This window comes from Variovorax sp. 10N412 (assembly GCF_056394985.1).
In genome coordinates this window covers 210625-227507 of record NZ_JBFTIO010000001.1, presented here as the reverse complement: position 1 = coordinate 227507, position 16883 = coordinate 210625, and the positions used below count along the sequence as shown (strand labels likewise).

Genomic DNA, 16883 nt, shown 5'->3' with positions numbered 1-16883 from the left:
TTATTTGCCGCCCGTGGTCGTGACCGACAGGCCCACGCGCTCGACGCCGCTGCGCTTGAGCTGGTTCATGGCCTTGACCACGGTCTCGTACTTCACCGACTTGTCGGCGCTGATGACCACCGGACGGTCGTTGTCGCCGCCCTGGGCCTGCTTGGCCGCGGCGCCGATCTGGGTCATGGGGATCGACGTGCCGCCGGTGCCGGTGGACGGGTCTTTCTTGATCTGCACTTCGTCGTCGCTCTTGATGACGATCTCGATGGGCTTGTCCGGCTGCTTGTTGGCGCGGTCGACCGTGGGCAGGTTGATCACGCTCGGCGTGATGAGCGGAGCGGTGACCATGAAGATGATCAGCAGCACCAGCATCACGTCGATGAACGGGACCATGTTGATCTCGTTGATCGTGCGGCGTCCTCGGCCCCGGGATGAAACGGCGGGCATGCGTTGCGCCTCCGCTCAGCGGTTGGCCGGAGCCACCGACGACGCGCCGCCCGCGCCCGGGTTGGACGACAGGTTGCGCTGCAGGATGTTGGAGAACTCCTCGATGTAGGTCTCCAGGGCGATGGCGATCTTGTCGATCTCGCGGGCGAAGCGGTTGTAGCCGACCACCGCCGGAATGGCGGCGAACAGGCCGATGGCCGTGGCCACCAGCGCTTCGGCAATGCCGGGGGCCACGGTGGCCAGCGTCACCTGCGTGAGCGCGGCCAGGCCGGTGAAGGCATGCATGATCCCCCAGACCGTGCCGAACAGGCCGACATACGGGGACACCGAGCCCACGGTCGCCAGGAACGAGAGGTTCTGCTCGGCCGCGTCCAGCTCGCGCTGGAAGCTCGCGCGCATGGCGCGGCGGGCGCCGTCCAGCAGCGTGGGGGCATCGGTGACGTGGCGCTCGCGCAGCTTTTGATACTCGCGCATGCCCGAGGCGAAGATGCGCTCCATGGGGCCGGCGAACTTGGCGTTCTGCGCGGCCGAGGCGAACAGTTCGTTCAGGCTGGTGCCCGACCAGAACTCGCGCTCGAAGTCGTCGTTCAGTGCGCGCATGCGGCGCAGCGAGAAGTACTTGCGGATGATCGCTGCCCAGCTGGCGATCGAGACGATCACCAGCAGCAGCACGACCAGCTGCACCACGAAGCTCGCGTGGAGCAGGAGATTGATGATGGAAAGATCTTGGTTCATGGCTTGATAGGTTGAGTCATGGAGCCGCTGTAGCGCTCGAGGGTTCCCGTGACTTGTTTCGGTATGCGCGCTGGACGCAACGTGGCGGCATCCACCCAGCCGATGCGGATCGTGCCTTCGCACAGCAAGACAGGTGCCGCGGCCCCTGTTCGCTCTTGCTCTGTTTTTGATAGCACGCGCTGACCGATTATCAACGACGCAGTGCCCAATTGTTGGAGATCGGCTGTAACCAGCAGTTCGTCGTCGAGCCGGGAAGGGCGATGGTATTTGAGCTGCGTTTCGCTCACCACGAACTGGCCGCCGGTGTCCTCGCGCAGCCTGCGCTGCTCGATGCCCAGGGAGCGCAGCCACTCGGTGCGGGCGCGCTCCATGAACTTCAGGTAGTTGGCATAGAACACGATGCCGCCGGCATCGGTGTCTTCCCAGTAGACGCGGATCGGGAACGCGTAGCTCATTGCGCCTTGTGGTCCGCCCGATCGGCCATGGTGCGCAGGCGCTCGATGGCTTCCCGCAGGTGCGCCATTGAACTGGCGGTGGAAAAGCGCACGAACTTCGCGGTCTCGGCCGTGCCGAAGTCGCGCCCCGGCGTGACGGCGACGTGGGCGCGTTTCATGGTCTCGAAGGCAAAGTCCCAGCTGCCCGAGATGCCCAGCTTTTCAGCGAAGCCCGTGCAGTCGGCCCAGGCGTAGAAAGCGCCGTCGGGCACCACGGGCACGTTCAGGCCCAGCGCGTCGAGTTGCGGAATGAACCAGTCGCGGCGCGCCTTGAACTCGGCGCGGCGGCGTTCGTACTCGGCAATGCTGGCGTCCTCGAAGCAGGCCAGCGCCGCATGCTGCGACACCGTGCTCGCGCAGATGAAGAGGTTCTGCGCCAGGCGCTCGACCACCGGCACCAGCGCCTCGGGCACCACCAGCCAGCCCAGGCGCCAGCCGGTCATGTTGAAGTACTTGCTGAAGCTGTTGATGCTGATGACGTTGTCGTCGATGGCCAGCGCGGTCTGCCCGAAGGCGTCGTCGTACGACAGGCCGAGGTAGATCTCGTCGATCAGCGTGATGCCCCCGCGCTGCGACACCACCTCGTGGATGCGGCGCAGCTCGTCGGGCGCGATCGAGGTGCCGGTCGGGTTCGACGGCGAGGCGAGCAGCACGCCGCGGGTCTTGTCGGTCCATGCCGCCTTCACCTTGTCGGCCGTGAGCTGGAAGCGCTCTTCGGCCGTGGTCGGCACCAGCACCGCCTTGCCGTCCGCCGCGCTCACGAAATGGCGGTTGCACGGATAGCTGGGGTCGGGCATGAGGATCTCGTCGCCCGATTCGATCAGCGCCAGGCAGGCCAGCTGCAGCGCGGCCGAGGCACCGGCGGTGACGACGATGCGCCGTGCCGGCACATCCACGTTGAAGCGCTGGCGATACCAGCCGCTGATGCGTTCGCGCAGGAGGTCCAGGCCGGTGGCCTGCGTGTACTGCGTGGCGCCCGCGCGCACGGCGCGCAGGGCGGCTTCCTGCACCAGCGGCGGGGCGGTGAAGTCGGGCTCGCCGATGTTCAGGAAGATCATCGGCCGGTCGGTGTGGGCGACCTCGCGCGCCAGGGCGCCCGCCGCCTTGGCCACCTCCATCACGTAGAACGGCTCGATGCGCTGGGCGCGCGTCGAGATCCTCACGGGCGTGCCTTGCCCGACGCGCGGTCGGTTTCCACTTCGAGGGGACGCAGCTGCGGCGCCAGGCCGTTGAGCACGGCGTTCACGTACTTGTGGCCGTCGGTGCCGCCGAATTCCTTGGCGAGTTCGATGCACTCGTTGAGCACCACGCGCCAGGGCACGTCAAGGCAGTTCTGGAACTCGTACACGCCGATCCACATCACGGCGTGCTCCACGGGCGAGATCTCCTCGAACTTGCGGTCCAGCAGCGGGCGGATCAGCGCGTCGAGCTGCTTGGCGCCTTCGATCGAGCCGTGCAGCAGCGCGTCGTAGTGCGCGGCGTCGGCCTTGTGGAAGCCCGCGAGGTCGCGCGTGAAATGGTCGATGTCCGTCGGGTCGTTGCGGCCTACCAGGTGCTGGTAGAGCGCCTGCAGCGCGAACTCGCGCGCGCGGCTGCGGTTGGACTTGGCCGAAGCCTTGCGCGCACCCGTGCTGGTGAGGCCGACGCGCGACTGGCGCGGCTTGTCGCCTGCGGCGGTGACGGGCTTGAGGGGCTTGGAGGTGTCGTCGGTCATGAAAGGGTGGCCAGCAGTCGCGCCATTTCGACCGCCACGCGGGCCGCGTCGCGGCCCTTGTCGGTCTGGCGGGCAACGGCTTGCTCTAGGTTCTCGGTGGTGATGATCGCGTTGGCGATGGGCAACTTGTAGTCGAGCGAGACGCGGCTCACGCTCGCACCCGATTCGTTGGCCACCAGCTCGAAGTGGTAGGTCTCGCCGCGGATGATGCAGCCCAGCGCCACGAGCGCGTGGTAGCCGCCGCGCTCGGCCAGCGCCTGCAGGGCGATCGGCACTTCGAGCGCGCCGGGCACGTGCAGGTGGTGAATGTCGGATGCGCTCACGCCGAGCGACTCGAGCTCCGCGAGGCAGGCCGCGGCCAGCGCATCGGTGATGTCGGCATTGAAGCGCGCCTGCACGATGCCGATGCGCAGCCCTTTTCCGTCGAGCGGCTTGCTCTCGCCCTTGTTTGCACCTTGCATGGTCGTTCAGTCCTTCGTGAGGTAGCCGGCAATTTCGAGGCCGTAGCCCGCGGCCATGCTCGGCATGCGACGCGGCGTGCCCAGCAGGTTCATCTTGTGCACGCCGCATTCGCGCAGAATTTGCGCGCCGATGCCGTAGCTGCGCAGGTCCATGCGGCCACGCTCGGGAGCTTGCGCGGGGCGTGCGGTGCCGTCGAACTGCGCGAGCAGCTCGCTGCCGGTTTCGCCGCAGTTCAGCAGCACGGCCACGCCCTTTCCCTCGGTCGCGATGTGCGACAGGCTCGCGTCCAGGCTCCACGAGTGCAGCGAGCGATTGATTTCGAGCGCATCGAGCACCGACAGCGGTTCGTGCACGCGCACCGACACCGTGTCTTCAGGGGCCCAGGTGCCGCGCACCAGCGCCAGGTGCACGCCGCGGCTGGGCTTGTCGATGAAGGCGTGGGCCGTGAAGGCGCCCCAAGCGGTCTGAATTTCACGGCAGCCGACCTTCTCGACCAGCGATTCGACGCGGCTCCTGTGCTCGATGAGCGCGGCGATGGTGCCGATCTTCAGGTTGTGCTCGGCCGCGAAGATCTGCAGGTCGGGCAGGCGGGCCATGGTGCCGTCTTCGTTCATCACCTCGCAGATCACGGAGGCGGGCGAGCAGCCGGCCATGGCGGCCAGGTCGCAGCCGGCTTCGGTATGGCCGGCGCGCATCAGCACGCCGCCGTCCACCGCCTGCAACGGGAAGATGTGGCCGGGCTGCACCAGGTCGGCGGCCACGGCGTTGGGCGCCACGGCGGCCTGCACGGTGCGCGCGCGGTCGGCGGCCGAAATGCCGGTGGTCACGCCTTCGGCGGCCTCGATGGACACCGTGAAGGCGGTCGAATGCTTGGCGCCGTTGCGTTGCACCATCGGTGGCAGCTGCAACCGCTCGCACATTTCGCGCGACAGCGTCAGGCAGATCAGGCCGCGGGCATGGCGCGCCATGAAGTTGATGGATTCGGCCGTGATGTGGTCGGCCGCGACGACGATGTCGCCTTCGTTCTCGCGGTCTTCCTCGTCCACCAGGATCACCATGCGGCCGGCGGCGAGCTCGGCCACGATGTCCTCGACCGGCGAGATCGAGGCGGGGGCGCGCGCGGCGCGGGGAGCGCCGATCGGCGTGACGGAGGCGTTCATTCGGCTGTGTCCTTGGAATACGTGGAAGCAGGGGGCGCCAGCACGCCCGCCTGGAGCATGCGCTCCACGTAGCGCGCGACGGTATCGATTTCGAGGTTGACCTTCGAGCCGGCCTTCAAGCCGCCGAGGGAGGTGTTCTCGACGGTGTGCGGGATCAGGTTGATGCTGACCTCGGCGCCGTCGGAGATGTCGCTCACGCTGTTGACGGTGAGGCTCACGCCGTTGATGGTGATCGAGCCCTTGTAGGCCAGAAAGCGGGCCAGCGCGGGAGGCGCGACCACGCGCAATTGCCAGCTTTCGCCGACCGGCTCGAAGAAGCTCACGCTGCCGATGCCGTCCACGTGGCCGGACACGATGTGCCCGCCCAGGCGGTCGCTCGCGCGAAGGGCCTTCTCGAGGTTGACGCGGCCGCCTTCGTCGGTCAGGCCGGCGGTCTTGTCGAGGGACTCGGCCGAAATGTCGATGGTGAACTGCTGTCGCTCGGGGACGAGCGTGGTGACGGTCATGCAGGCGCCGTTGAGCGCGATGCTGTCGCCGAGCCCGACGTCATCGAGGTAGCCGTCAGGCACCGCAATGCTGAGTCTTTTGCCGTAGGAGGAGGAGGTGCCGAGGTCGTGAATGGCGGCGATGCGCCCCACGCCGGTGATGATTCCGGTGAACATATCCCCGCATTTTCGCAGAGAACGAGGCCTGTTCGGGGTAAACGCTAGAACGTGTCCGTTCCGGCAACCCGCGCCACCACGCGCAGGTCAGGTCCGAGCAGGTCCACCGACTTGAATTCCAGGGGCACAGCGCCTGCCAGCGAGGTGAGCGGGCCGCCCGCATGGATGTGGCTCGCGATGTCCATGCCGCTGCCGATCAGCTTGGGCGCCAGGTACACCAGCAGCTCGTCGACGCAGCCTTCGCGCAGCATCGAGCCATTGAGCTTGTGGCCCGATTCGACGTGCAGTTCGTTCACGCCGCGCGCCGCCAGGTCTGCCAGCAGGGCCGGCAGGTCGACCTTGCCGTCGGCGTTGGGCAGGCAGGTGACGGTGGCGCCGCGGGCTTCGAGCGCCGCCGCCTTTTCTTCGTTGCGGCTCGCCGCGTAGATCCAGACCGGGCGGCCAGCTATGAATATGTGAGCATCGGGCGGTGTCTGGAGCCGGCTGTCCACCACGACCAGGTGCGGCTGGCGCGGGGTGTCGACCAGGCGAACGTCCAGCCGCGGGTTGTCTTCCAGCACCGTACCGACGCCGGTCAGCACCGCGCTGGCGCGGGCGCGCCAAGCGTGGCCGTCGGTGCGGGCCGCCTCGCCGGTGATCCACTGGCTCACACCGTTGTCCAGGCCGGTCTTGCCGTCGAGCGAGGCAGCGACCTTCATGCGCACCCAGGGCTGCCCGCGGACCATGCGGCTGAAGAAGCCGATGTTGAGCTCGCGCGATTCGGCCGCGCCCGGACCGACCTCGACCTCGACCCCCGCCGCGCGCAGTCGCTCGAAGCCCTGGCCCGCGACCAGCGGGTTCGGGTCTGCCAGCGAGGCGACCACCCGGCGAACGCCGGCCTCGATCAGCGCGTCGCAGCACGGGCCGGTGCGGCCGTGGTGCGAGCAGGGCTCGAGCGTGACGTACGCCGTCGCGCCTTCGACCGAGCGGCCTTGCGCAGCGGCGTCGCGCAGTGCCATCACTTCGGCATGCGGGCCGCCGGCCTTTTGCGTGTGGCCCTGGCCCAGCACGCGGCCTTCAGCGTTGCACAGCACGCAGCCCACGCGCGGGTTCGGATCGGTCAGCAGCAGTGCCGACGTGGCCAGGCGCAGCGCGGTCGCGATGTGCAGGGCGTCTTGTTCGTGAGAGGGCATGAGGGCTCGAGCGGAAGAAGTTGGCAGCGGTGTCGCTGGATCATACGAGCGGCATTCGAACGCGGACGAACGGTACGCGCCGCGATGCCGGTGCCCGCTTAGGCTCGGTTTTCGATGGCGCGAAACAGAGGCGACTCAAGTTGCACACGCGCAGGGAGGACATCGGCCTATGGCTTCAAGAAAGCACTTCAGCGCGGGCTTTTCGCTCGTGGAGGTACTCGTTTCCATTGTGGTGTTGAGCATGGGATTGCTCGGCGCCATGGGCATGCTGCTGGCGGCCGCCCGCACCAGCAACGAGGCGGCAACGTTCACGGCGGCCGTCAACCTCGTGCGCGACCTGTCGGAGAAGGCGCGCATGAACAAGGGCGTGGCGGCGAAAAACGACGCCGCGAACGCCTATCTGCTCGAGCACTGGACCGAAGCCACGGCACCCGCAGCTGCGGGGCCGTCGTGCGCCACGGTGGGTGCGCCTTGCAAGGCCGCGCAGCTTGCCGCCTGGGACCTGCGCGAATGGAAGCAGCGCGTCGCCGCCGTGCTGCCCGATGCGCGCGTCAGCGTGTGCTTCGACGAGGCGCCGTGGAGCGAAGCGGCGGGCGCCTACGTGTGGCCCTGCAGCCATACCGGCCGCAGCGTGGTCGTCAAGCTCGGCTGGACGCCGCGCGGCACGGCGGTGACCGGGCAGACAACGCCCGCACCCCGGCTGGTGATGCAACTGGTGCCAGGTGCGTCCGATGACGGCCAGGTCGGTTCCTGAATCCGCACGGCGCGCGCGCCAATGCGGCGTGGCGCTCGTCGAACTGCTGGTCGCGATGGGTCTTGCGCTGTTCGTGGTGCTCTGCGCCACGGCCGCATTCGTCGGCAGCAAGCAGCTGTTCACCGCGGATGCCGAGGCACAGGCGGTGGAAGACACCCTCCGGTTCGCCGGCTTCGTCGTCAAGGGCATCGTTCGGCAGGCGGGCTACGCCGACTATGCGCCGGACCGCGTGGACGCCGACGGCGCAATCTCCTTGCCAAGTTCGAGCACGAGCACGGGCATGGCGTCGGACGACCCCTCGGAGCTGCACATCGTGGGAGCGCGCAACGCCCGCGTCGGGGGCAAGGACGAGAGCTACGGCACCCACAACAGCCGGGGCGTCAATGGCAGCGATTCCCTGCTCGTGCGCTTCTTCGGCCGCAGCCGCGCGGACGGCGATGCCACCGAGCCCGACGGCACCATGGTCGACTGCATGGGCTTCCCCCAGCCGGGCCCCATGCCGGGCCAGCAGACGTCCGCGGACCGCGCATGGAGCTTCTTCTTCGTCGCCAATGCCACCGACGGCGAGCCCGAGCTCTACTGCAAGTACCGCAGCGACGAGAGCGGGGGCTTCCGCGCGGAGCCGCTGGCGCGGGGCGTCGAGGTGTTCAACGTCGTCTATGGCCACGACAGCGACGGCGACGGCGTGCCCGAGCGCTGGCTCGACGCGGCGCAACTGGAAGCCCGCGCGCCATCGGCCACCAAGTCGGCCGCCGAATGGCGCAAGGTGGTGGGGCTGCGCTTCGGCCTGGTGGCGCGCAGCGCGCGCGCCAACGGCTGGCCGCGTGGGGCGGACGAGGTGCTGTACCCGCTGGGCCGCGAGTTTCCTGGCGTGAGCTTCAGGCCCGCGGCCGACGGGCGGCTGCGTCGCGTGGCCACGTTCACCGTGATGCTGCGCAACCCGCTGAAAGACGCCACGCCATGAACCGCGCCATGAGCCGCGCCGCTGGGGGCGCGGCGCGCGGGTTCTCGCTGATCGTCGTGCTGCTGATGCTGCTGGTGGTCACGGTGCTCGGGCTCGGGGCGGCACAGACCTCGCTCGTGAGTGAGCGCGGTGCCCGCAACGACCGCGACACCGAGGTGGCGTTCCAGGCTGCCGAGGCTGCACTGCTCGACGCCGAAGCCGATGTGCTTGGCCCCAACGACGACACCCGCCAGCGCCTGTGTGTCTTCAACAGCAGGGACATCACGGCCTTCGCGGCGGGGTGCGGTGCCGGCGGCGATCGCCAGGGGCTGTGCGCGCCGGTCGCACCGGGCAACGAACCCGCGTGGATGGGCGCGGATTTCTCGGCCGATGCGGGCACGTCGGTGGCCTACGGGGCCTTCACCGGCCAGACCTATCTCAGCGGCGGCACAGCCACGGGACCGAGCGCCGGCGCGGTGTCGGCCCGGCCGCCGCGCTACATCGTCGAGGCCGTGCGCAGCCATGGCGGCTGGCAGGCCGACCAGCTCCAGAGCGCGAGCGCCGATGGTGCCCGCTACCTTTTTCGCGTGACGGCCATCGGCTACGGCGTGCGCGAAGAAACGCAGGTGGTTTTGCAGACCACTTTGTTCAAACCGGCGGCCAGTCCCGGCTGCCCTTCGTGAGAAGCGAAACGATGCGTTGCCTTCGAACTTCGTGCCTGGCTGTGCGGGCCTTCTGCGCACTCTGCGCTATCTGCGTCATTTGCGCCATTTGCGCGGCCCCCCACGCCCATGCGGCCACGCCGCCCGACGCGGTGCTGCCGAGCGAGCCTCTGGCTACGCTGGCGTCGCGCGTCGATCCCAACGTCGTGCTCGACCTCGCGCTCGATGTCTCGAATGCCGGCGCGGCCTACCGCGGCGAGTTCGACGCAACGGTGCGCCACACCGGCCTGTGGGACCCCATGGGCTGCTACAGCTACGCGAGCACCGACGGCTACTTCAAGCGCGAGGCCACGGCAGGCCAAGGCGCCGGCGGCGAAATCGTCTGCAAACGCCAATGGAGCGGCAACCTGTTGAACTGGGCCGCGACATCCAGCATCGACGGTGTGCGGCTGGCGCTGACCGGGGGCGACCGCGCGGTGGACGAGGTCGACCGAACGGTCTTGCGGCGCGCAGAACTGCCAGCCAGCTTCTATCGCAGCGTGCACTTTCCCGACAAGGTCTTGAAGGCGCGCGCGGAACTGTTCACGCCGCTGACCACGGGCGACGCCCTTCATTTCAACAACTGCGGCGATCAGGTCTTCGTCGGCCCTTCCGCCACGGGTTCGTGCGCCGAGCCCGGAAGCGACCGGCGCCACGGCGCGTACCTGGCGCGCGTGGCGGTGTGCACCCCGGACGAAGCGGCCACACGCGGCGCGCTGTGCCTGCGTTATCCGAGCGGCCATCACAAGCCGGTCGGCGTCGTCCAGACCCATTCGGAACACATGCGCTTCTCGGTCTTCGGCGCTCTGGCGGGCGGTGCGTTGCTCGCGCCGATGAAGCACACCGGTCCGATGAAGGTCGATGCGGCCTTCGACAATGTGGCCAACACGCAGGCGGAGTGGGATGCTGTCACCGGTGTCTTCAAGACGGGACCGGGCCTGGCGAAAGGTGTCGTCGATGCGATCCATCGTGTCGGCCGCGGCGGTGTCTACGGCCAGCCCGACGCCGTTCGCACGCTGTACGACGAGTCTCTGCGCTATCTGCAGGGCATCGGTCTTGGCCGTGGCGTGGCGGACCCGGTGGCGGTCGGTTGCCAGAAGAACCACGTGGTCGTCATCGGGAATGCGCCAGCGCACGGCGACCAGCCCGACGACGGCGCCTGGAAACGCCTCGTGGGCGCGTTAGCGGAGGACGAGGCGCTGTCCTCGGCGCGTCCGTCCGGCATCGTGGGGCTCGCCTACCGGGCCAACACCCAGACGATTCGTGACGACCACCCGGACGTGCGCGCACGCACCTTCGTCATCGACACGGGGCAGCGCGTCAGTGGGCTCTCGCTGGCGGCGAAGTACGGCGGCTTCGTCGACACCAACGGCGATGGGAACCCTTTGCGGACCTCCGACGGGCTGGGCCGCCCGGATGTGAAAAGCAATGCCGAGTGGGCGGAAGGCCTGGGTGCAGACGGCCAGCCACAACCCAGGACTTACTTTCTTGCCGGTGCGCCCCTGGAGATGGCGACGGCCGTGCGACGGGCCCTTGCGCGGGCTGCGCAGCCCGACGCGGACGGCATGGGCCCCGGCGCGATCTCGTCGTCAGGCCTTTCGAAGGAGGGCGCCAGTCTCTTTGTGTCGCAGTCCGCGGGACAGCGCGGGGCGGGCACCCTGCTGTCGTTTTCATTGACTCACGACGCTGCCACCGGTGCCGTGCGCCGTCGCGATCTTCCCGACTGGGACGCCGGCGCCTTGCTGAGCGGCAGCCCCGCGGCCAGGCCGGCCGTGCCGGCGCGCGATCCGGCGAGCCGGCGGATCTTCACCTTGTCCGCCGCCGGCGCAGGCATGCCGTTCGAATGGAGCGCGCTCGACGGGGTGTCGAAGGGCCACCTGAGCGCAACGCCCCATGCCGATCCTGCTGCATCTGATGACTTGGGCCCCGATCGGCTGGCCTATCTGCGAGGCGATCGGCGCCGTGAGGAGTCTGTTGCCGGCGGCGTCTTTCGCGTGCGCGATTCCGTCATGGGGCGCGTGGCTCACTCGGCTCCTTTCTTCGCGGAAGGCCGTGGTGGCCGTGTTCCGGCGGTGTACGTCGGCGCCAACGACGGCATGCTCCATGCGTTCTCGGCCCGCACCGGCGAGGAGCTGTTCGCCTATGTGCCGCGCGCGCTCTTGCCCTGGTTGGCGGCCTACACCTCGCCGGACCATGTGCCTAGAAGCCTTGTCGACGGCTCTGCGACGGTGGCCGATGTGCAGCAGGCCGACGGCGCCTGGCGAAGCGTGCTGGTCTCGGGCATGGGCGGCGGTGCCACCGGGGTGCTCGCGCTCGACGTGAGCAACCCGGCCCATTTTTCCTCGAGCCATGTGATGTGGGAGTTCGGCGCCGCGGACGACGCCGACATGGGGCACCAGACACAAGCGCCACGCATCCTGAAGTTCCGCACCACCGCGGCGACGCGCACCGAGCCGGCCAGGCACCGATGGTTTGCCGTGGTGCCGTCCGGCTTCAACAACGCCAACCCGGAAAAACGCGCCGCCCTGTTCCTGTTGTCGCTCGACAAGCCCGCGAACGCGCCGTGGGTGCTGGACGTGAACTACCACAAGATCGTGTTGCCGGCGCCTACGGACGCCACCGTGGTGAATGCCCTGGGCGCACCGGGCGACTACGCGGGCGCCGACGGTGCCACGCGCTTCCTGTACGCGGGCGACACGCAGGGCAATCTGTGGAAGTTCGCCTTCACCGCCAATGCGCCGTGGCGCGCGGGCAATGCGTTGCCGTTCAAGGAGCAGCCGCTGATGGTCGCGTGGGGCGAGGGCGCCAGGCGCCAGCCGATCACCGTGGCGCCGAAGGTCGGCATCGGGCCGTCCGGTGGAGCGATCGTGCTGTTCGGCACCGGCAAGTTCGTGGGTCCGGAAGACCTGGGCCGCTCGAGCCGTGGCGTGCAGACGGTCTATGGCGTGTACGACAACGGCGAGGCCATCGGGCTGCGCGCCGCGCGCACGCAGCTTCAGCCGCGGCGCGCGATGGCGGCCGGCGGATCGGCTCCCTTCTCCATCGTCGGCGACGCGTTCGCATACGGCGCCTTCGACAGCAAGACTTCTGCCCGGCGCGGCTGGTATCTCGACCTGCCCGAGTCCCGAGACAAGGGCGAGCGCGTGGTCGCCGAGCCCGTCTTGAGCGACGGCCTGCTGTTCTTCAACACGCTCATTCCCCCCGCCACGGCATGCGGCGGTGGCGGCGGACGCAGCTGCGCGGTGAATGCCCTGACCGGCCTGTCCAAGGGCGGCACCTGCGTGCCCTCGGACGCCGGCATCCCCGGCACACCGCAGGTGGTGCAGTTAGGGGAGAGCGTCTACAGCGCCGCCGACGTGTTCGGGCGCCGTACGCACACCCGCCGCCTGGCCGTCATCCAGGCGGGCGGGCGTGGCGGCAAGAGCGGTTTCTCGACGGCTCAGCCCGTAGCGGGCGGCACGGTCTCGCAGGTGGCAGGGCGCCTGAACTGGCGCCAGGTTGTCGATGCCCGGGAGGCGAGGCGATGAACGCGGCTGCGCATCGCGCGCGTGGATTCACGTTGATCGAAGTGATGATGGTCGTTGCGATCACCGTCATCCTGGCGGCCATTTCGTACCCTTCGTACATGGACGTCGTGCGCCAAGGGTGGCGCAGCGAGGCACGCGCCGCCCTGATGCAGCAGATGCAGCACCAGGAGCGCCACTACACGCAGGCCGGCCGCTATCGGCACTACACGGGGGATTCGGGCGATTCAAGCGGCGGCGGTGCGGCGGGCAAGTACATCATCGAGAGCGGCAACTGCGAGGGACTCGGCAGCATCGACAGTTGCATCCGGCTGACTGCGAGCCTGAAGCCCGCGTATGCCGATCCGCAGGTTGGCGCACTCTGGATCGACAGCACGGGCGCCAAGGGCTGCGACGGCACGCAGCGCACGAGGTGCTGGCAGTGAACGCCGGGGCATGCAGGGCGGGGCCCGCGGGCGGATTCGCGCTGCTGGAACTGATGGTGGTCGTGGCCATCGTGGCGGTGCTCGCCGGCATCGGCATGCCGAGCTTTCGGCAACTGCTGCTCAACCAGCGCCTGGCCGGAGCGGCGCAGGCCTTCAATGCCGCCTTGAGCCTTGCGCGCATGGAAGCCATCCAGCGTTCCCGCAGCGTGCGGGTGACTGCGCTCGCGGGCAGCGACTGGTCCGGGGGCTGGGTCGTGACAACGGGGGTGCGCGGGTCCACCGGCCCCGATGCGCCTGCAACGCTGCGCCGCTTCGAGGGCCTGCCGGACGGTGTCAGCGTGGATGAGTCGCTCGGCGACGGATTTGCGCAGGGCGTGCGCTACGACAGCAACGGATTCTCGCGCCAGGCCAACCGTGCGGGCTTCGGTGCGGGATGTCTCACGCTGAAGGCCGACACGGGCCGCAGGGCGTCGATCGTGGTGTCGGCATCGGGGCGGGCCCGGGTCTGCAATCCGGACCAGCAGGGAGACTGCGGCACCGGGGTCTGCGGCAAGGCCGCCAAAAAAGAGGAGCGCGGCTGAGTGGGCGTCAGATGTCGCGCAGCAATTGCCTGAATTCGTCCACGTCCTCGAAGCTGCGGTACACCGAGGCAAAGCGCACATAGGCGACCTTGTCGAGCTTCTTGAGCTCGCGCATCACGAGTTCGCCGACCTTCGTCGACTCGATTTCGCGCAGGCCGCTGGCCAGCAGCTTCTGCTCGATGCGCAGCAGGGCGTTGTCGATCTGCTCGATGCTCACCGGCCGCTTGCGCAGCGCCAGCATCATCGAGGCGCGCACCTTGGCCGAGTCGAAATCGGCACGGCTGCCGTCCTTCTTCACGACGACGGGAAAATTGACGTCGGGCCGCTCGTAGGTGGTGAAGCGCTTGTCGCAGGCGCCGCACTGGCGGCGCCTGCGAACGAAGTCGGCGTCTTCCGAAACGCGGGTTTCGACAACCTGCGTCTCAAGATGACCGCAAAAAGGGCATTTCATGCGGTCAGGTCTTCGGGTCGATCAGCGGTAGACAGGGAAGCGGCTCGTCAGCGCGTGCACCTTGGCGCGCACGGCGTCGATGTTCGCCGCGTCGCGCGGGTTCTCGAGCACGTCGGCGATCAGGTTGGCGGTGGCGCGGGCCTCTTCGTCCTTGAAGCCGCGCGTGGTCATGGCGGGGGTGCCGATGCGCACGCCGCTGGTGACCATCGGCTTTTCGGGGTCATTGGGGATCGCGTTCTTGTTGATCGTCATGTGGGCGCTGCCCAGCACGGCTTCGGCTTCCTTGCCGGTGATGCCCTTGGCGCGAAGGTCAACCAGCATCACGTGGCTTTCGGTGCGTCCGCTCACGATGCGCAGGCCGCGCTGGGTGAGGGTGTCGGCCACGATCTGCGCGTTCTTGACCACCTGTTGCTGGTAGGCCTTGAACTCGGGCGCCATCGCTTCCTTGAACGCGACGGCCTTGGCGGCGATCACGTGCATCAGCGGGCCGCCTTGCAGGCCCGGGAAGATGGCGCTGTTGATGGCCTTTTCGTGCTGCGACTTCATCAAGATGATGCCGCCGCGCGGGCCGCGCAGGCTCTTGTGGGTGGTGGAGGTGACGATGTCGGCGTGCGGCACCGGGTTGGGGTACACGCCCGCGGCCACGAGGCCGGCGTAGTGGGCGATGTCGACCATGAAGATCGCGCCCACGTCCTTGGCCACCTTGGCGAAGCGTTCGAAATCGATGCGCAGCGAGTAGGCCGAAGCACCCGCGATGATCAGCTTGGGCATGTGTTCATGCGCCTTGCGTTCCATCGCGTCGTAGTCGATGGCTTCGTTGGCGTCCAGGCCATAGCTCACGACGTTGAACCACTTGCCGCTCATGTTCAGCGGCATGCCGTGGGTCAGATGGCCGCCTTCGGCCAGGCTCATGCCCATGATGGTGTCGCCAGGCTTCAGGAAGGCGAGCATCACGGCTTCGTTGGCCGAGGCGCCGCAATGCGGCTGCACGTTGGCGGCGTCGGCGCCGAAGAGCTGCTTGACGCGGTCGATGGCCAGCTGCTCTGCCACATCGACGTGCTCGCAACCGCCGTAGTAGCGCTTGCCCGGGTAGCCTTCGGCGTACTTGTTGGTGAGCTGCGAGCCCTGGGCGGCCATGACGGCCGGCGAGGCGTAGTTCTCGCTGGCGATCAGCTCGATGTGATGTTCCTGGCGCGCGTTTTCGGCTTGAATTGCGGCCCAGATTTCGGGATCGGTCTGTTCGACCAGGATATTGCGTTGGTACATGGCAGTCCTTTGAAGACGAGGTCCTTGTTCTTCAACCAAACAAGGGCTGCCCAGGCGAACGGCTGAACGCCCGATGTGGTCGGGCGGCACGCTTCCCAGTGGTATTCCACGTCAGCGCGGGGCACCTTGTGCGGGTGCTGCGCCTATCGCCAGTCGCGTACCCGCCGAGTGTAGCGCACCGCACCCGGCAAGATGAATGTCAGGAGACGGAAGACAGCAGGGCCACCTTGGCCGGCTCGGCCTCTTCAGGCTTGGCCGGTGCCACCACCGGAAGAGGCTGGGCACGCACGCCCGGCGGCGTGACCGTGGTCGACGGCGCGCGGCCGTTGGCCACCTGCAGCAGGCGCTCGTGTTCGGCCATGACCTTGCTGGCGTAGCCGCCGTCGTCCTCCAGATTGGCCGCGCCCACGTAGTAGCGCAGGCCGCCTTCGAGCGAGCCGGCACGGGCAATGCATTCCTGCAGCACCTTGACGCCCACGCGCATGTTGGTCACGGGGTCGAAGGCGGTGAGCGTGCCGCCCGCGCTTTCGTACTTGTCGCCGTGCACGCGGGTCATGACCTGCATCAGGCCCTGCGCGCCGACCTGGCTCTGGGCGAACGGGTTGAAGCTGGACTCGACGGCCATGATCGCGAGGATCAGCGTCGGGTCGATCTTCGTGCGCTTGCCGATGCCGTAGGCCTCGGCCACCAGCACGCTCAGCGGCTCGGCGGCCACGCGGTACTTCTTGCTCAGCCAGTAAGCCACGGCGGCCTGCTGCTTGGGCAGGTCGCTGGGGCTCGCGGCCGTGGTCCGCTCGATGGCGGTCGGCTCCAGGTCGGTGGCTTCCGGCGCCGGCTTGCGCGATTGCAGCCAGCCCATCAGTTGCTCCTCGCCGGTCTTGCGCAGGTCGGGCCGCGCCACGAGGGCGAGGGCCGCGAACACGATGGCCAGGCCGACCAGTGCAAACCCGTTGTGGGTGATCTCAAAAAAGCCGTCTGCCACATCGGACACGAAGGTCCTTAGCCCGCGGGCTGTGGCATCAAACGCCTTGTTCATCGCTCTTCCTTTCTGTGCGGCACCCGAAACGCAACGCCGGTGAGGGCGAGGGATGAAGGCAGCGGCGCTTGGATTGGTACGAATCAGGCTCCGCGCATGGAGTGAAGTGGGTTGGGAGCGCGGTGGCCTGATCAAGCCGGTTGGGATTCGGCAGCGGATTCAGGGGGCCCTGCCGCGTCGGGCGGTCAGAGCAGGGCGGATTCTAGCGTGGCTAAATACCCGGTCAAGCATAAGGAATTGAATCTTTATGCTAAAGGGTGCTTAAAAAAGTGACGGTTCCGAAGCGTTTCTGCTTAGGGGAAATCCCTTTGTAAAACGCGTTTGCAATCCGAGGGAGCGCCACCTAATCTGGACGGGCCTGAGGT

18 protein-coding genes and 1 riboswitch are annotated in these 16883 nt (G+C 68.1%); of the genes, 6 read left to right on the top strand and 12 right to left on the bottom strand.

All coding sequences use genetic code 11. From position 1 onward, the window contains the following. The 9 genes from AC1DJH_RS01095 to ribD are packed head-to-tail and all read right to left on the bottom strand — an operon-like array spanning position 1 to position 6837. Positions 1 to 438: an ExbD/TolR family protein gene (locus AC1DJH_RS01095; RefSeq protein ID WP_116908760.1), complete on the bottom strand. Its 438-nt coding sequence runs from the start codon at positions 436 to 438 to the stop codon at positions 1 to 3. A gap of 15 nt (positions 439 to 453) precedes the next feature. Further along, a complete protein-coding gene (gene tolQ / locus AC1DJH_RS01090; protein ID WP_435435797.1) occupies positions 454 to 1173 on the bottom strand; it encodes a protein TolQ in 720 nt (239 codons plus the stop codon). Then, complete coding sequence (gene ybgC / locus AC1DJH_RS01085) at positions 1170 to 1628, bottom strand: tol-pal system-associated acyl-CoA thioesterase (RefSeq protein ID WP_478184406.1); 459 nt, start codon at positions 1626 to 1628, stop codon at positions 1170 to 1172. The genes tolQ and ybgC overlap by 4 nt, the downstream gene beginning before the upstream one ends. Continuing rightward, the gene (locus AC1DJH_RS01080) at positions 1625 to 2830 is read right to left on the bottom strand and encodes a pyridoxal phosphate-dependent aminotransferase (RefSeq protein WP_478184405.1); all 1206 of its coding nucleotides are present in this window, start codon (positions 2828 to 2830) and stop codon (positions 1625 to 1627) included. The genes ybgC and AC1DJH_RS01080 overlap by 4 nt, the downstream gene beginning before the upstream one ends. Further along, a complete protein-coding gene (gene nusB, locus AC1DJH_RS01075) occupies positions 2827 to 3381 on the bottom strand; it encodes a transcription antitermination factor NusB (protein WP_478184404.1) in 555 nt (184 codons plus the stop codon). The genes AC1DJH_RS01080 and nusB overlap by 4 nt, the downstream gene beginning before the upstream one ends. Then, complete coding sequence (gene ribH / locus AC1DJH_RS01070) at positions 3378 to 3842, bottom strand: 6,7-dimethyl-8-ribityllumazine synthase (protein WP_435483539.1); 465 nt, start codon at positions 3840 to 3842, stop codon at positions 3378 to 3380. The genes nusB and ribH overlap by 4 nt, the downstream gene beginning before the upstream one ends. A gap of 6 nt (positions 3843 to 3848) precedes the next feature. Continuing rightward, positions 3849 to 5003, bottom strand: coding sequence for a bifunctional 3,4-dihydroxy-2-butanone-4-phosphate synthase/GTP cyclohydrolase II (ribBA, locus tag AC1DJH_RS01065; RefSeq protein WP_478184403.1), 1155 nt, complete (start codon positions 5001 to 5003; stop codon positions 3849 to 3851). Next, positions 5000 to 5665 carry a riboflavin synthase gene (locus AC1DJH_RS01060; RefSeq protein ID WP_478184402.1) on the bottom strand — a complete coding sequence of 222 codons (666 nt, stop codon included), beginning with the start codon at positions 5663 to 5665 and terminating at the stop codon, positions 5000 to 5002. Before AC1DJH_RS01060 ends, ribBA begins: the two co-directional genes overlap by 4 nt. Before the next feature lie 44 nt (positions 5666 to 5709). Then, positions 5710 to 6837: a bifunctional diaminohydroxyphosphoribosylaminopyrimidine deaminase/5-amino-6-(5-phosphoribosylamino)uracil reductase RibD gene (gene ribD, locus AC1DJH_RS01055; protein ID WP_478184401.1), complete on the bottom strand. Its 1128-nt coding sequence runs from the start codon at positions 6835 to 6837 to the stop codon at positions 5710 to 5712. Positions 6838 to 7006: 169 nt separating this feature from the next. Here ribD and pilV point away from each other — a divergent pair, with 169 nt between their 5' ends. From pilV to AC1DJH_RS01025, 6 genes are all read left to right on the top strand, one after another. Continuing rightward, positions 7007 to 7591, top strand: a complete 585-nt coding sequence (gene pilV / locus AC1DJH_RS01050) for a type IV pilus modification protein PilV (protein WP_478184400.1) — start codon at positions 7007 to 7009, stop codon at positions 7589 to 7591. Then, positions 7569 to 8555 carry a PilW family protein gene (locus tag AC1DJH_RS01045; RefSeq protein WP_478184399.1) on the top strand — a complete coding sequence of 329 codons (987 nt, stop codon included), beginning with the start codon at positions 7569 to 7571 and terminating at the stop codon, positions 8553 to 8555. The genes pilV and AC1DJH_RS01045 overlap by 23 nt, the downstream gene beginning before the upstream one ends. Next, positions 8552 to 9217, top strand: a complete 666-nt coding sequence (locus AC1DJH_RS01040; RefSeq protein ID WP_478184398.1) for a pilus assembly protein — start codon at positions 8552 to 8554, stop codon at positions 9215 to 9217. Before AC1DJH_RS01045 ends, AC1DJH_RS01040 begins: the two co-directional genes overlap by 4 nt. Positions 9218 to 9348: 131 nt before the next feature. After that, on the top strand, positions 9349 to 12762 hold the full coding sequence (locus AC1DJH_RS01035) for a pilus assembly protein (protein WP_478184397.1): 3414 nt from the start codon (positions 9349 to 9351) through the stop codon (positions 12760 to 12762). After that, positions 12759 to 13184: a type IV pilin protein gene (locus AC1DJH_RS01030; protein ID WP_478184396.1), complete on the top strand. Its 426-nt coding sequence runs from the start codon at positions 12759 to 12761 to the stop codon at positions 13182 to 13184. Before AC1DJH_RS01035 ends, AC1DJH_RS01030 begins: the two co-directional genes overlap by 4 nt. Further along, a complete protein-coding gene (locus tag AC1DJH_RS01025; RefSeq protein ID WP_478184395.1) occupies positions 13172 to 13765 on the top strand; it encodes a GspH/FimT family pseudopilin in 594 nt (197 codons plus the stop codon). The genes AC1DJH_RS01030 and AC1DJH_RS01025 overlap by 13 nt, the downstream gene beginning before the upstream one ends. A 7-nt stretch (positions 13766 to 13772) precedes the next feature. Here AC1DJH_RS01025 and nrdR read toward each other — a convergent pair whose 3' ends face one another. The 3 genes from nrdR to AC1DJH_RS01010 all read right to left on the bottom strand — a co-directional run bounded on the left by nrdR (position 13773) and on the right by AC1DJH_RS01010 (position 16518). Then, positions 13773 to 14216 carry a transcriptional regulator NrdR gene (nrdR, locus tag AC1DJH_RS01020; RefSeq protein ID WP_435435811.1) on the bottom strand — a complete coding sequence of 148 codons (444 nt, stop codon included), beginning with the start codon at positions 14214 to 14216 and terminating at the stop codon, positions 13773 to 13775. Between the two features lie 21 nt (positions 14217 to 14237). Next, positions 14238 to 15482 carry a serine hydroxymethyltransferase gene (glyA, locus tag AC1DJH_RS01015; protein ID WP_435435812.1) on the bottom strand — a complete coding sequence of 415 codons (1245 nt, stop codon included), beginning with the start codon at positions 15480 to 15482 and terminating at the stop codon, positions 14238 to 14240. A gap of 41 nt (positions 15483 to 15523) precedes the next feature. Next, a riboswitch (ZMP/ZTP riboswitch) is annotated at positions 15524 to 15649 on the bottom strand. Positions 15650 to 15681: 32 nt separating this feature from the next. Further along, on the bottom strand, positions 15682 to 16518 hold the full coding sequence (locus tag AC1DJH_RS01010) for a lytic transglycosylase domain-containing protein (protein WP_435435813.1): 837 nt from the start codon (positions 16516 to 16518) through the stop codon (positions 15682 to 15684). Positions 16519 to 16883: the final 365 nt, after the last annotated feature.